This window comes from Neptuniibacter sp. 1_MG-2023, from assembly GCF_030547185.1.
GTDB lineage: Bacteria > Pseudomonadota > Gammaproteobacteria > Pseudomonadales > Balneatricaceae > Neptuniibacter.
The window spans coordinates 45,324-59,162 of sequence record NZ_JAUOQR010000005.1 but is presented as its reverse complement, the minus strand read 5'-3'; the positions used below and the strand labels follow the sequence as shown (position 1 = coordinate 59,162).

Genomic DNA, 13,839 nt, shown 5'->3' with positions numbered 1-13,839 from the left:
ATCCTTGCTGTTGAATCAACAGTGGCTATACTGATGAGTCTCTTCAAGTTTTTAATAGGAACTATATGTCTCTCATTAGACGTTTTTTGACACTGATCGTGTTGCTGGGAAGTATGCAGGCTAATGCGGGGCATCTGTTTACACAGAATGTTATTAATACGCCTATTAATCTTACCACTGGTACCGGAATAACTATTACACAGAAAACCTACGAAGGTGGCGGCACTGATGGATTAGTCACTGTCTTTTTTGGTGGGGACTGGGATGCCGGTGATGTGATGACCATCACTATAGGTACTTATACCCAAACCTTTTCATATGATGACCCGCTAGCAGGAACGACTCAAGATCTGTCGAACCTCAACGTTAATGATCCGACCTTAGATGCACTTGATCTTGGTGGAACCTTTCCTGCCGATCAAGAGTGGTCTTTTGCCGCTGTGCAGGGTGATTTTACCTTAGAAGGTTACCGTATTTACCTCGAAGGCCAGACCTTTAATGGAACCGGTGCTGGTTTGATTGACCAATCACAGGTTGTAGTTGTTGGATCAACAGGGGTCTTTGAGCCGGTATCAACCGGTAATACAACGGGTACGGGGGAGATGTTAGACCAGCTAAATGGTAATGTGACCGGTGAAATGGCGACGATCATTGCTGATATGGCAGCGTTGTCTGATGATGATAGACAAGCGGCAGTACAAAAAGTGTCTCCAGAAACCGGAGCTGCCTTATCGCAAGCGGCTACCCAAACAATCACGGGTGCACTGGATACTGTGCAGGTTAGGTTAAACACCCTTCGTTCTCAAAACTTTTCAACAACTGCACTAAATTATGATGCCGAAACCGGTTTGTCAGCAGGTGATGAGCAGTACCGTCAATCAATGTGGCTAAAAGCATTTGGTGCGTCTGCGCACCAAGGTAGTAACGATGGCTATGCGGGTTACGGAAGTGATATCCATGGTATTGCTGCGGGTGGTGATACCTTATTGGAAAATGATTGGGTTTTAGGGGGGGCATTTACCTATGCCAATACGGACGTGGAACTTGGCGATTACCGAGACGGTGATGGCTCAGATATAGAAACGTGGCAATTTACGGCTTATGCTTCACGTGATTTTGGTAAGTGGTACCTAGAGTCAATGCTAGCGTATGCCTATCAGGATTACGAAACACAACGTGATACGGGTGTGTCAGGCATCGCGAGTGGTGACTTTTCCGGTGATATGTACGCTTTGCGTGTGACCGCTGGAATGCCTTTTCAGCAAGGGTCTGGCATGACTATTACCCCTTATGCGGGTCTTGAATACTCTTACATGACCCTAGATGGTTATACAGAGACAGGGGCCGGTGTGATGTCCTTGAACGTTGCAGAACAGGATGTAGATCGGGGCTGGTTATTGTTAGGTGCTAAAATCAGTAAAGACTTAGTGCTAACGAGCGGGGCTGAAGTAACCCCCTCTGTTCAGTTTGGTTTACGTCACGCGTTAAATAATAGTGGTACTAATACAGTGACATCATTCATTGGCGGCGGTGGTAACTTTATATCTGAAGGCCAAGATATTCATCGTAATGTTTATAGTATTGGCTTTGGACTTGATATACAGCGCTCGGATAATTTTACGCTTTCATTGTTGCTTGATACTGAGCTAGCAGATGAGTATGAGAGTTATCAAGGCCAAATTGTTGGTAATTGGCGGTTCTGATAACGCGTACTTAAGCCGTACTAAGCCCGGTTAAGTACCGGGCTTTTTAATGGAAAATATTATATTACATCAATGCAGAATAGGTAATCGAGATGCGATGGGTAACACTTTTATTAACGCTGATCGTCAGTATGAACAGCGCTGTCGCTTTAGCGTCGCCGCTTGAAAATGGGATCAAGAAAGCTTCAGAGGGTGACTTTAAAACGGCTGTTGAGTTATTAGAGCCGCTCGCTGAAAAAGGTAATAGTGATGCTCAGTATAATTTAGGAGCGATCTATTATTCAGGGAGATTGGGTGTTGCTAATCCCGCTAAAGCGATTAAATTGTTTAATACTGCCGCAGAGGCAGGTCATGTAGAGGCCGCTCATAATTTAGGTTATATCTTTTACATGGGGGCAGGTGCTAAACAAGATCTGACGTTAGCGTTTAAGTGGTTTTCGCAAGCCGCCAATGCAGGACATATAGAATCCCAGGTGAGTTTAGCAACCCTGTATGTGAATGGGCAGGGCGTGACGAAAGATATTAGTAAAGCGGCCTATTGGTTTGAGCGAGCAGCTGAGAAAGATAACATGCAAGCGGCTTACAACTTGGGTATTATTTTTTCATCGGGTGAAGGTGTAGAAAAGGATTATCAAAAAGCGAAAAAATGGCTTCTGCATGTCGCTGAAAAGGGGCATGTTAATGCGCAGTTTTATTTAGGCAACTTATATCTGAATGGACGGGGTGAAAAAGCAAACCCTATTGTGGCAAAGCAGTGGTATAAAAAAGCAGCGAACGCTGGACATGCTGAAGCGCAATACGCGATAGCTATGCTAGATTTTATTGGTATTGATGGGCAACCCGACTATAAGGCGGCGTTAGCTATGTTCCATAAATCGGCAAATGGTTGGGATAGGAATGCACAGTATTATTTAGGCCATCAATATTATTATGGGCTAGGTGTGAAAAAAGAGGTGATGGAAGCTTATAAATGGTTTGATTTGGCCGCAGCTAATGGACATTCAGATGCACATTATATGCGCTCGATTGTGGCGCATCACTTAACGGAAAAACAGGTTGATACAGCGCATAAGAATGCATTGGAATGGTTTGATTCTAACCATGATAACCCGCACAAGCATTATGATTTAAAGCCTCACAGCCATTGAGTTAATTCCGTTGCATGTGAGTGACTATTTACCTGTTTGTAAACACTAAATAGCCTATAGAAACCAGCGTAACTGCTGGTTTTTTTGTTTATACCCCATTTTATTTAGAGGGGGGCCTCCCCACAACCAAGCAGAAGTGGGGGATATAGGTGTAAATAGAGAACTCGGTTTGTTGGTCGCTTGTGTTTTTTAGAACGGAATATCATCATCGAAGGATGCTGCTTCTGGCGCATAGTTGTCCAGTGGAGGCTGTTCTTGATTCATATGGCTATCAATAGAGGAGCCTGTTTCAACTTTCCAGGCTTGGAGATTGTTGAAGTAACGGCCGTTATATTCCCGGCCACGAATATCAAAAGTAACTGTGACATCCTGACCCACTTGGAGGTTGTCGAGTAAGCTCACCTTGTCTTGAACAAATTCAAGATTAATCTCCTGCGGGTACTTGCCATCTTCAACGATGACGACCATTTCGCGCTTAGTAAAACCGCTGTTAAATGTTTGAGGATCTTGAATTAATTTAACTTTACCTGATAGCTCGTAAGCCATTATTTCTTACCTTTAAGAAGACTATCGCAACGATTAATTAAACCAGAAAAGAGGAACGATTACCTCAGATTCGATCTATTTTTCACTGAATTATATAGTCACTGTTAGGTATATAACGTTGGAATCTCTATTTAGTTTCTCTTGGACGTTGTATCTATTTGGTAATAACGAATTGTATTAATCATAGATTTTTTTGTTATAAATCTTCTCCATCACCTTCACTTGACGTTCACTCTTGTTTAAGCTGAGGCGGATCTATGTGATGGGGTCTTAATGGCTAGTCTGTAGTGATCTTATGGCTTTCGCGAATGCTTCGTGGGAGGGGAGGTCGTTATCCCGTGATCTTGTATATATGTTGGAGAGTATGATGTCCCACATCGGAAAAAAAGTGCCTTTTTTTAATGGAGGTCGAATGGCTGGATTTAGCCAAATGATTCCCGGTTTTTTGCTTTGTATGGTTATAGGAATGGCTGCTACTTTTGTATCTGAACACTATGGCGGCCCAACTATTCTTTACGCGCTGTTGATTGGTATGTCCTTGAACTACCTATCATTGGAAGGGCGTTGTGTATCGGGTATTCAGTTTTCAGCCAAGTCAGTATTAAGATTCGGTATTGCTCTGTTAGGTGCAAGGATTACCTTTGAAGAACTGTTAGGGCTAGGTTTAACGCCCATTGCCATTGTTTTAGTGGGTGTGCCTTCAACGATTCTTTTTGCTGTTGTGTGTGGTCGTTGGCTCAAATTAGGTAAGTCTCAAAGTATTTTATCGGGTGCTTCTGTGGGGATCTGTGGTGCATCCGCAGCATTGGCTGTATCTGCTGTGTTGCCTGATGATGAAGAATCAGAGCGTAATCTGATTTTTACTGTTATTTGTGTAACCGCTTTAAGTACGATTACGATGATCGCTTATCCATTACTGGTAACTCAGCTTGGGTTTACAACCGATGAAAGTGGTATTTTCCTCGGTGCGACTATCCATGATGTTGCGCAAGTGGTGGGGGCTGGTTATATGATGTCTGACGATGTTGGTGATGTAGCGACCTTTACTAAGTTACTGCGTGTTGCTCTGCTTGTTCCAGTGGTTATTGTTATTTCATTGATGTTTGCTCGGAGCGGAGTTGCGAAGAAAGAGGGTGGTTCATCTCTTCCATTACCCGGTTTTTTGATCGCGTTTATGGTTATTGTAGTGATCAATAGTGCAGGTTACATACCTTCTTTGGTTTTAGAGGGTATGACTGAGTTATCACGTTGGTGCTTAATTATCGCGATGGTGGGCCTAGGCATGAAAGCATCCTTTAAAGAGCTTTCCTTAATGGGTTGGAAGCCGATTGTGTTGATGGTTTCTGAAACTATATTTCTAGCTATTCTTGTGGCTATTTGGCTTTTTAGTGTACGCACTTAAATATGTAGGATGTATCAGCTAACCACACCTCAAGTGAGGTGTGGTTACTGTATGCTAAACCTTACTACCGCCGTTAGGTTGGTGAGTAACGTCCTGAATCTACACACCTTAAATCAAGTGTATATGGATATTCTTTAGTGAAATTTTCATCTCCTATAGGTGCAGGTTTTGGTTTGGAGTGATCAGGACCAAACTCTCGTACGACTTGAGCACCTGTGGTTCCTGTTATGCTACCCGGTGTATGACCAAATTCATCGTAGCGATTTACACGACGAGATTCAGCTTCGTGACCGTTAACAGGGTAGGTATCATAGCTTCTTCCCCCTTGGTGGCTTACATGATAGACGCAACCGCCAATGCTGTGGCCATTCCATGTATCAATTAAGTCAAAGGTAAGGGGCGCATGAACACCAATCGTCGGATGTAATGCAGAAGGTGGTTGCCAAGCTCTGTATCTTACACCGGCGACATATTCACCATTGCGTCCAGTATTGTGCAGTGGCACGCGATGGCCGTTACAGGTTAGGACGTAACGACTTTCATCTAATCCTGTTAATTTAACTTGTAGACGTTCTACCGATGAATCTACATAACGAGATGTACCAAAGCTGCTGATCTCTTCACCTAGAACATGCCAAGGCTCGATCGCCCAACGCAGTTCCAACGCAACGTTATCAATTTGTACACGACCATAATGTGGATAACGGAACTCTTCAAACGGTGCTAACCAATCTAGTTGGAAAGGTAGACCGTGGGCTTGTAGATCATTAACGACATCTTTCAGATCAGACCATGCAAAGTGTGGCAGCATGAACTTATCATGTAGTCCTGTGCCCCAACGGGCGAGTGGCTTGTGGTAAGGCTCATCCCAAAAACGAGCGATGAGGCTGCGAATCAAGAGTGCCTGAACTAAAGCCATTCGTGAATGAGGGGGCATTTCAAAACCGCGGAACTCAAGAATACCTTGACGACCGCTAGCAGTGCCCGGGGCATAAAGTTTATCGATACAGAACTCTGCGCGATGGGTGTTACCCGTCATATCGACAAGTAGGTTTCGCAGAATTCTATCCACTAACCAAGGTTGATCAATAATGCCTTCAGGCATCTGATTAAAAGCGATCTCTAGTTCGTAAAGCATCTCATCTCGTGCTTCATCGACTCGAGGTGCTTGGCTGGTTGGGCCAATGAACATACCTGAGAACACATAAGATAGACCTGGATGATGCTGCCAATAGGTGACAATACTACGTAGTAGATCTGGTCTGCGAAGTAGAGGACTGTCGGCTGGAGTGTTACCCCCAATCGTAATATGGTTACCGCCACCTGTACCTGTATGGCGTCCATCAAGCATGAACTTTTCAGTTCCTAGACGGCATTCATGGGCGGCTTGATAAAGGCGTGTTGTATTATCGACTAGCTCTTCCCAGCTATAGGCTGGGTGAATATTGACTTCTATTACGCCTGGATCAGGTGTTACGAGTAGTTTCTTCAACCGGTGATCTTTGGGTGGCTCATAGCCCTCAAGAACAACAGGAATACCTAACTCTTCAGCGGTTTTTTCAATACTCGAAATGAGTAGGATGTAATGTTCTAAATATGAAACCGGTGGCATAAAGAGATAGAGCTTGCCGTTGCGAGGCTCAATACACAGTGCGGTTCTAATGACTTCCGTTTGCGATGTTTTGCTCAAATGAGTTGGGCGAGGAGGTGCCACTTGCTCAATGATGTCCGCCTGACCATCTCGGGTAGGAAGTGGACGAACTAATTCGAACGGATCAGCTTCCGGTTGTACTTTCTGTTCAGTTTCAGCTTGGTCTGGCAGTGAATCAAGCGGTAATCTAAACCCTAAAGGTGAATCACCGGGTATTAAGACAATTTGATCACGGCGCATAGGCCATAGGCTAGAGCGCCAGCCTGAATTAAAGTAATCCCATTCCAGCGGTAAAATAAAGCCCGTTGCTTTGCTTAAGCCACGTTGCATCAGTTGAGCAATACGTTTGCGTTCTAAATCGCCGTCAAAATCTCCTTTGACAGGATCTATATTATTGGGCAAGTTTTGCTCTTTCCATAGATAGTAGATTGCATCTTCATAGGCGGGTTGCATGAACTGGTCTTGCAACTTTAAATTGCTACATAGTTGTTCAAAGAAGCGTTCTGCTGTCTCTAAGTCATGCCCATAATCTTTATCTACACGTGCGAGTAAGGAAGGGTCATGCCATAAAGGTTCACCATCTTCTCGCCAGAAGCAGCCTAATGCCCAGCGAGGGATCTCTTCGCCGGGATACCATTTACCTTGCCCATAATGTAATAGTCCACCAGGAGCGTACTCCTCACGTAGACGTAACAGCAGGCTTTTAGCTAAGCTGAGTTTGTCATCGCCTAGTGCTTCGGTATTCCACTGTGGCGATTCCATATCATCAACCGACACAAAGGTAGGTTCGCCACCCATCGTTAAGCGAACATCTTGTTCATTTAGCTGTTCGTCTACAGCATGACCAAGCTGCATAATATCTTGCCACTGTTCATCGCTGTATGGCTTAGTTACGCGAGGGTCTTCAACAATGCGGGTGACAGAGTTTTCAAATTCAAACTCTACCTCACATTTACTAGTGGCTCCGGTAACAGGTGCGGCTGAAATAGGGTCAGGTGTACAAGCTAGAGGAATATGTCCTTCGCCTGCGAATAAGCCAGAAGTTGGATCTAAGCCTATCCAACCCGCGCCGGGAATATAAACTTCACACCAGGCATGTAGATCAGTGAAATCTTCTTCAGCTCCGGCAGGGCCATCAAGTGGTTTAACATCAGGTTTAAGTTGGACAAGATAACCCGATGTAAATCGTGCAGCTAATCCTATTTTGCGTAGAACCTGTACCATCAGCCATGCGGTATCACGGCAAGAACCTTTCTTTTTCGTTAAGGTTTCTTCGCAGGTTTGAACACCGGGCTCCATGCGGATACCGTAATCAATCTCTTTCTCTAAACTTTGATTGAGTGCAACAAGGAAGTCATTAATCGGTGTGGGTTCTAAGCTTATTTTAGTGACCCATTCATCCAATAGTGGACTTTCTTCTGTACATTCTCGGTAAGGCTTCAGCTCTTTTTTAAGTTGTTTGTCATACTTAAAAGGGAATTTTTCTGCATATTCTTCTACAAAGAAATCAAATGGGTTGATCACTGTCATGTCGGCAATGACTTCAACTTCAATGCTAAATTCATCGGCTTTTTCTGGGAAGACTAAACGTGCTTGGTAGTTCCCAAAAGGGTCTTGTTGCCAGTTTAGAAAGTGACCTTCAGGTTCAACCTTAAGTGAATAACCATGAATATGGGTACGGGAATGCGGGGCTGGCCGCAGACGTAGAACATGGGGAAATAGGTTTACTCTACGATCAAATTTATATTTGGTTTTATGATTTAAAGCTACCCGAATTGCCATTCCTTAATGCTCCTAAACTGAACGTACATTACTAAGTCATTAGATTAGCAGGCAGATATGAAAGTAACGTTGCCATATCATCTGACTTTATGGGTTTTATTAATGAAGCCTTTTTATAACAGGGGCTTTTTCTCAATGAGAGTCTTTATTACTAGTCAAAAAACGACTATGTCTAAATGTTATATCGTTAGTGAATTTATAAAGCAAAAACTAAGCCAGTTGAATTTATAAGGCTTATAAGCATCAGTATAGAATATAAAAGCCTGAGCGGTTATTTATTACTTACTTATGAGGAGGTAAGAGTCAGTCAAGCTTTTCTTAAAGGGTAAAAAGTGGTTAAACACCGATAAATATCGATGTTTAACCTATGCTTATAACGGAATTTAAGGCTGTTTATTCATCTGCATAGTTGATAATTGAAAGCAGTTGAATTGGGACCTCTACGAGTTTCTCTGGCCCGTGTGGTATCTCTGCGTCAAAGGTTAAGCTATCTCCAGCTTCCATCTCATATAGATGATTACCATGACGGTAGACTAATTTTCCGCTCACTAGATAGATAAACTCTTCACCAGGATGGGAGAATGTTGGGAACACCTCTGAAAGGTCATCCATGGTTATCATAAAAGGTTCAAATGCGGTTTTTCCGCCCCTTTTATAAGTTAAGAGTTGATATGTATGGCCCTTTTCTGTTCCGCGTCTGACGACCTCTAAGCCGGATCCTGCTTTAGTAAATTGTGCACCACCATCGGGCCTATCAAAATCATTAAATAGTTTGGATATAGAAAGTCCGATAGCGGAACATAGTTTATTAAGGGTTTCTAAGCTGGTTGATACCTGTGCATTCTCAATTTTACTGACCATTCCTTGGCTAATACCAGAAATCCTGGCGACATCGACTAATTTCAGGCCCTCATCTAGGCGAGCCTTCTTTACTTTCATGCCTATGTATTGGTCCAGATCGAATTGGTTGCCCTTAGAATCTGTCATTAATATTGCTCCATTCTAGTGCCTTGTGCTGCATAAGTGGGCGTTTTTATTAGAGTTGGTTTTTTTAATTTCAGGCACTTTATATTCCCATAAGTAAATATTTTTTACTAGATCCTTATAATTCAACGACTTATCTTAAAGGGAAATAAATATTCCTAAAGAGAAAATCGTTGGCACGCATTATGCTTTCCTGTTAGGCAAGTAAATTTACTAAAAAGAATATTTTATTAGTAGATGACGTATATAATGTTGGAGATTAAGCGGAGTACTAAGAATGTCTATAGATGTTGAGAAGTTTATTAGTGACAACGAGATTAAATATATCCTTGCCCAGTTCGTCGATATCCATGGTGTAGCCAAGACTAAGTCGGTGCCTGCGCATTGTCTGATGGACGTTGTTAACAAAGGGGCAGGTTTTGCTGGCTTCGCTGTGTGGGGTTTAGGTATGGAACCGCATGGGCCTGACTTTATGGCGCGCGGTGATCTCGATACGCTTTCTATTGTTCCTTGGCAGCCTGGTTATGCACGTATCGTTTGTGATGGATACGTTAATGAAGAGCCTTATATCTATGACAGTCGTGTAGTACTCAAAAGACAGTTGGCGCTATTGTCTGATCAAGGTTGGACCCTGAATACAGGGCTTGAGCCTGAATTTTCTCTGTTTAAGCGCGATGAGAATGGAGATCTTCAAACAGTAGATGATTCCGATGTACTTGCTAAACCTTGTTATGACTATAAAGGCTTGTCTCGTTCCCGTGAATTTCTTGAAACCTTAGTGGAATCCTTACAAAAGGTTGATTTTGATGTTTATCAAATCGATCACGAAGATGCGAATGGCCAGTTTGAAATTAACTATACCTATGGCGATGCACTTGAATCCGCTGACCGCTTCACATTTGTGCGTATGGCAGCAGGCGAGATTGCAAACGACCTTGGAATGATCTGCTCATTTATGCCTAAGCCTGCGTCTGATCGTACAGGTAACGGTATGCATTTCCACCTTTCTATTACCGATGATGAGGGTAAAAACCTTTTCAACGATGATAGCGATGTAAATGGTATGGGCTTGTCGAAAATGGCTTATCACTTTACCGCCGGTCTTCTTCATCATGCCAAAGCGCTATGTGCAATCGCGGCACCGACCGTTAACTCTTATAAGCGCCTTGTTGTTGGAGGATCCGCTTCAGGATCTACATGGGCGCCCGCTTATATTGCATACGGTGATAATAACCGATCTGCAATGGTGCGTATTCCTTATGGCCGTCTTGAATTCCGTCTTCCTGATTCCGGTTGTAACCCTTACCTAGTGCACGCTGCTTTGATCGCTGCGGGACTTGATGGTATCGAGCGCGAGCTTGACCCTGGTGAGCCGAAAAACATTAACCTTTACGCCCTGACTCCTGAAGAGCGTGAAGCTGAAGGTATTGAAATTCTTCCACAGAACTTAAATGAAGCTTTAGATGCATTGGAAGCTGACACTGTTTTGACTGAGCGTTTAGGTAAAGAAGTTGTGGGTGAGTTCCTGAAAATTAAGCGTGCTGAGTGGATCGACTATAGCCGCCATGTATCCGATTGGGAAACCAAACGTTACGCAGAATTCTTCTAAAAATTTTATGTGATTGGACAAGATTACGAGGGTTTATATATGTGTGGAATTGTCGGCCTTTATTTGAAAAACAAGGCATTAGAAAGCCAGCTGGGTGCGCTTTTTACACCAATGCTTATTGCGATGACAGATCGTGGCCCTGATAGCGCTGGCTTTGCAATTTATGGTGATGAGGTGCCGGATGGCTCAACTAAACTGACCCTAAGACATATTGATGAGAATTATGACTGGGGCAGTTTGGCGGGCAGTATTAAGGATGATCTAGACGTCACCGTAGATTGGTTTAAAAACAGCAAAGTTGCTGTGTTTAAAGTGGGATGCGAAGCGGAGGTTATTCAGAATTACCTTGCTGAAAAAGAGGCTGACATTCTTATTTTAAGTGCAGGTCAGTCTATAGAGATTCTTAAAGAGGTCGGTTTACCTGAAAATATCGCTGAGACATTTAACTTAGCGAGTATGAAAGGTAGCCACATTATCGGTCATACACGTATGGCGACTGAATCTGCGGTAACAATGGAAGGTAGCCATCCTTTTTCTACAGGCCAAGATCTTTGCTTGGTTCATAACGGCTCCCTATCTAACCATAACCGTTTGCGTGAAGAGTTAAAGCGGGAAGGTGTGACATTCCAAACGGAAAATGATTCAGAAGTAGCAGCGGGTTACCTGACTAATCGCTTACGTAAAGGCGATACGCTGAATGAAGCACTGCAAGGCGCACTTAAAGATCTGGATGGTTTCTTCACATTTACAATCGGTACACGAGATGGCTTCGCTGTAGTACGTGACCCTATTGCATGTAAGCCTGCAGTGATGGCTGAAACTGATGATTATGTTGCCATGGCTTCAGAGTATCAGGCGTTAACAACATTGCCGGGCATAGAGAATGCCAAGGTGTGGGAGCCAGAGCCTGAAACAATTTATGTTTGGGAACGTGATCAGTAAGTGTGGAATTAAGGAATAAGACGATGAAAACAATTGATTTGCAAAAACACACAGTTCGAGACCTTAACCAAGCCTTACATGATCAGGCGGTGGAATGCACGATTCGTGAGTGGGAAGTTCTAGAACCTAAAGGCCAACACAATATTGCCTGTGGACTCGATCAAAATTTAGCGGTCGATATTAAAGGTCATGCTGGGTATTTCTGTGCCGGTATGAACAAAAAAGCTCATGTCACTATTTTTGGTAATGCTGGCCAAGGTGTTGCTGAAAATATGATGTCAGGAACAGTTCGTGTTAAAGGTGATGCCTCACAAGCTGCAGGTGCTACCGCTCACGGTGGGTTGCTAGTGATTGAAGGTAATGCGGGAGCCCGTTGTGGAATCTCGATGAAAGGCGTGGATATTGTTGTTAAAGGCAATGTGGGCCATATGAGCTGTTTTATGGGACAAGCGGGTTCCCTTGTTGTGTGTGGCGATGCAGGTGATGCCTTAGGTGATTCACTGTATGAGACACATATCTATGTCAAAGGTAGCGTTAAATCTTTAGGCGCGGACTGCATCGAGAAAGAGATGCGTGAAGAGCATATTGAAGAGTTAACAGAGCTACTTAATCGTGCTGGTGTAGAAGAAGATCCAAAATCATTTAAACGCTATGGCTCAGCTCGCCAACTCTATAACTTTAAAGTCGACAACGCGTCTGCGTACTAACAGCTGAATCATCGAGGACAGAATTATGAGTGAAGATATTAATGTAAAAGATGGCCTACGCGAGTCAGCGACCTTTGATCGTACAACGATGACAGAGATTCGCCGTGCGGCTGAAACCGGCATTTACGATATTCGTGGTTTTGGTGCTAAGCGAAAGCTCCCCCATTTTGATGATCTGTTGTTTCTAGGCGCAAGTATGTCCCGTTACCCGCTGGAAGGGTACCGTGAAAAGTGTAATACCTCTGTTACTTTGGGCTCTCGTTTTGCTAAAAAGCCGATCGTAATCGATATACCGGTGACTATAGCGGGTATGAGTTTTGGTGCTTTATCCGCTAACGCAAAAGAAGCGCTAGGCCGTGGTGCCTCAATTATGGGTACATCGACCACAACCGGCGATGGTGGTATGACACCGGAAGAGCGTGGTCAGTCCAGTAAATTGGTGTATCAATACTTACCATCCCGTTACGGCATGAATCCTGATGACTTACGTAAAGCGGATGCGATTGAAGTTGTATTAGGACAAGGTGCAAAACCCGGCGGTGGCGGTATGCTGCTTGGTCAGAAAATCACTGACCGTGTAGCTAAAATGCGTACCTTACCTATGGGTGTAGACCAGCGTTCTGCCTGCCGTCATCCAGATTGGACAGGCCCTGATGACTTAGCCATTAAGATCCAAGAACTGCGTGAAATCACTGATTGGCAAGTGCCAATTTATATCAAAGTGGGTGCTACTCGTACTTACTATGATGTGAAATTAGCGGTTAAAGCGGGCGCTGATGTCATTGTTGTGGATGGTATGCAAGGGGGTACTGCCGCGACTCAGGATGTCTTTATTGAGCATGTAGGTATTCCTACATTGGCAGCGATTCCTCAGGCGGTTCAAGCACTGCAAGAGATGGGTATGCACCGTAAAGTTCAGTTGATCGTCTCCGGTGGTATTCGCAACGGTGCCGATGTTGCTAAATGTATGGCATTAGGTGCTGATGCGGTCGCAATTGGTACGGCAGCCTTAGTTGCCTTAGGTTGTAACCATCCTAAATATGACGATGAATTTAAGAAAATTGGTTCAGCTGCTGGTTTCTATGATGATTACCATGAAGGTAAAGACCCTGCAGGTATCTCGACTCAAGATCCAGAGCTAATGAAGCGTTTAGACCCTGTTGAAGCAGGTCGTAAACTCGCTAACTACCTCAATGTATTGACCCTGGAAGCGCAAACTTTAGCCCGTGCCTGCGGTAAAAATGACTTACGTAATTTAGAGCCTGAAGATTTAGTGGCACTAACGGTTGAGTCAGCTGCTATGGCCCGAGTTCCACTCGCGGGTACAAGCTGGATTCCTGGCCAGAAATACTAAATAAATCGAGT

The 13,839-nt window shown here is 43.8% G+C and carries 10 protein-coding genes; 7 read left to right on the top strand and 3 right to left on the bottom strand.

Annotated features, from left to right (window positions below):
- The first annotated feature begins 65 nt into the window (after positions 1-65).
- Positions 66-1,703 carry an autotransporter outer membrane beta-barrel domain-containing protein gene (locus Q4492_RS07615; protein ID WP_303416647.1) on the top strand — a complete coding sequence of 546 codons (1,638 nt, stop codon included), beginning with the start codon at positions 66-68 and terminating at the stop codon, positions 1,701-1,703.
- Between the two features lie 92 nt (positions 1,704-1,795).
- The gene (locus Q4492_RS07610) at positions 1,796-2,851 is read left to right on the top strand and encodes an SEL1-like repeat protein (protein ID WP_303416646.1); all 1,056 of its coding nucleotides are present in this window, start codon (positions 1,796-1,798) and stop codon (positions 2,849-2,851) included.
- Between the two features lie 189 nt (positions 2,852-3,040).
- On the opposite strand, the gene Q4492_RS07605 is transcribed toward Q4492_RS07610, so the two are convergent.
- Positions 3,041-3,397: a DUF3127 domain-containing protein gene (locus Q4492_RS07605; protein WP_303416645.1), complete on the bottom strand. Its 357-nt coding sequence runs from the start codon at positions 3,395-3,397 to the stop codon at positions 3,041-3,043.
- A 412-nt stretch (positions 3,398-3,809) separates the two neighbouring features.
- On the opposite strand from Q4492_RS07605, the gene Q4492_RS07600 reads away from it, so the two are divergent.
- Positions 3,810-4,799, top strand: coding sequence for a YeiH family protein (locus Q4492_RS07600; RefSeq protein WP_303416644.1), 990 nt, complete (start codon positions 3,810-3,812; stop codon positions 4,797-4,799).
- Positions 4,800-4,872: 73 nt separating this feature from the next.
- Here the strand turns inward: Q4492_RS07600 and Q4492_RS07595 are convergent, their stop codons facing one another.
- The gene (locus Q4492_RS07595) at positions 4,873-8,232 is read right to left on the bottom strand and encodes a DUF2126 domain-containing protein (protein WP_303416643.1); all 3,360 of its coding nucleotides are present in this window, start codon (positions 8,230-8,232) and stop codon (positions 4,873-4,875) included.
- 393 nt (positions 8,233-8,625) lie between these two features.
- Entirely contained in the window at positions 8,626-9,219 is a 594-nt protein-coding gene (locus Q4492_RS07590) for a cupin domain-containing protein (RefSeq protein ID WP_303416642.1), read from the bottom strand.
- 274 nt (positions 9,220-9,493) lie between these two features.
- Between Q4492_RS07590 and glnT the strand changes: the two genes are divergently transcribed.
- The 4 genes from glnT to Q4492_RS07570 are packed head-to-tail and all read left to right on the top strand — an operon-like array spanning position 9,494 to position 13,828.
- On the top strand, positions 9,494-10,825 hold the full coding sequence (glnT, locus tag Q4492_RS07585; protein WP_303416641.1) for a type III glutamate--ammonia ligase: 1,332 nt from the start codon (positions 9,494-9,496) through the stop codon (positions 10,823-10,825).
- Positions 10,826-10,864: 39 nt separating this feature from the next.
- On the top strand, positions 10,865-11,767 hold the full coding sequence (locus Q4492_RS07580) for a glutamine amidotransferase family protein (RefSeq protein WP_303416640.1): 903 nt from the start codon (positions 10,865-10,867) through the stop codon (positions 11,765-11,767).
- Positions 11,768-11,790: 23 nt separating this feature from the next.
- Positions 11,791-12,474 carry a protein glxC gene (locus Q4492_RS07575; RefSeq protein ID WP_303416639.1) on the top strand — a complete coding sequence of 228 codons (684 nt, stop codon included), beginning with the start codon at positions 11,791-11,793 and terminating at the stop codon, positions 12,472-12,474.
- Positions 12,475-12,499: 25 nt separating this feature from the next.
- Positions 12,500-13,828, top strand: a complete 1,329-nt coding sequence (locus tag Q4492_RS07570) for an FMN-binding glutamate synthase family protein (protein WP_303416638.1) — start codon at positions 12,500-12,502, stop codon at positions 13,826-13,828.
- Positions 13,829-13,839: the final 11 nt, after the last annotated feature.

Excerpts from the sequence above, each read along its gene's own strand:
- Q4492_RS07615 (WP_303416647.1), top strand. The coding sequence starts at position 66 with ATGTCTCTCATTAGACGTTTTTTGACACTGATCGTGTTGCTGGGAAGT.
- Q4492_RS07610 (WP_303416646.1), top strand. The coding sequence starts at position 1,796 with ATGCGATGGGTAACACTTTTATTAACGCTGATCGTCAGTATGAACAGC.
- Q4492_RS07605 (WP_303416645.1), bottom strand. The coding sequence starts at position 3,397 with ATGGCTTACGAGCTATCAGGTAAAGTTAAATTAATTCAAGATCCTCAA.
- Q4492_RS07600 (WP_303416644.1), top strand. The coding sequence starts at position 3,810 with ATGGCTGGATTTAGCCAAATGATTCCCGGTTTTTTGCTTTGTATGGTT.
- Q4492_RS07595 (WP_303416643.1), bottom strand. The coding sequence starts at position 8,232 with ATGGCAATTCGGGTAGCTTTAAATCATAAAACCAAATATAAATTTGAT.
- Q4492_RS07590 (WP_303416642.1), bottom strand. The coding sequence starts at position 9,219 with ATGACAGATTCTAAGGGCAACCAATTCGATCTGGACCAATACATAGGC.
- glnT (WP_303416641.1), top strand. The coding sequence starts at position 9,494 with ATGTCTATAGATGTTGAGAAGTTTATTAGTGACAACGAGATTAAATAT.
- Q4492_RS07580 (WP_303416640.1), top strand. The coding sequence starts at position 10,865 with ATGTGTGGAATTGTCGGCCTTTATTTGAAAAACAAGGCATTAGAAAGC.
- Q4492_RS07575 (WP_303416639.1), top strand. The coding sequence starts at position 11,791 with ATGAAAACAATTGATTTGCAAAAACACACAGTTCGAGACCTTAACCAA.
- Q4492_RS07570 (WP_303416638.1), top strand. The coding sequence starts at position 12,500 with ATGAGTGAAGATATTAATGTAAAAGATGGCCTACGCGAGTCAGCGACC.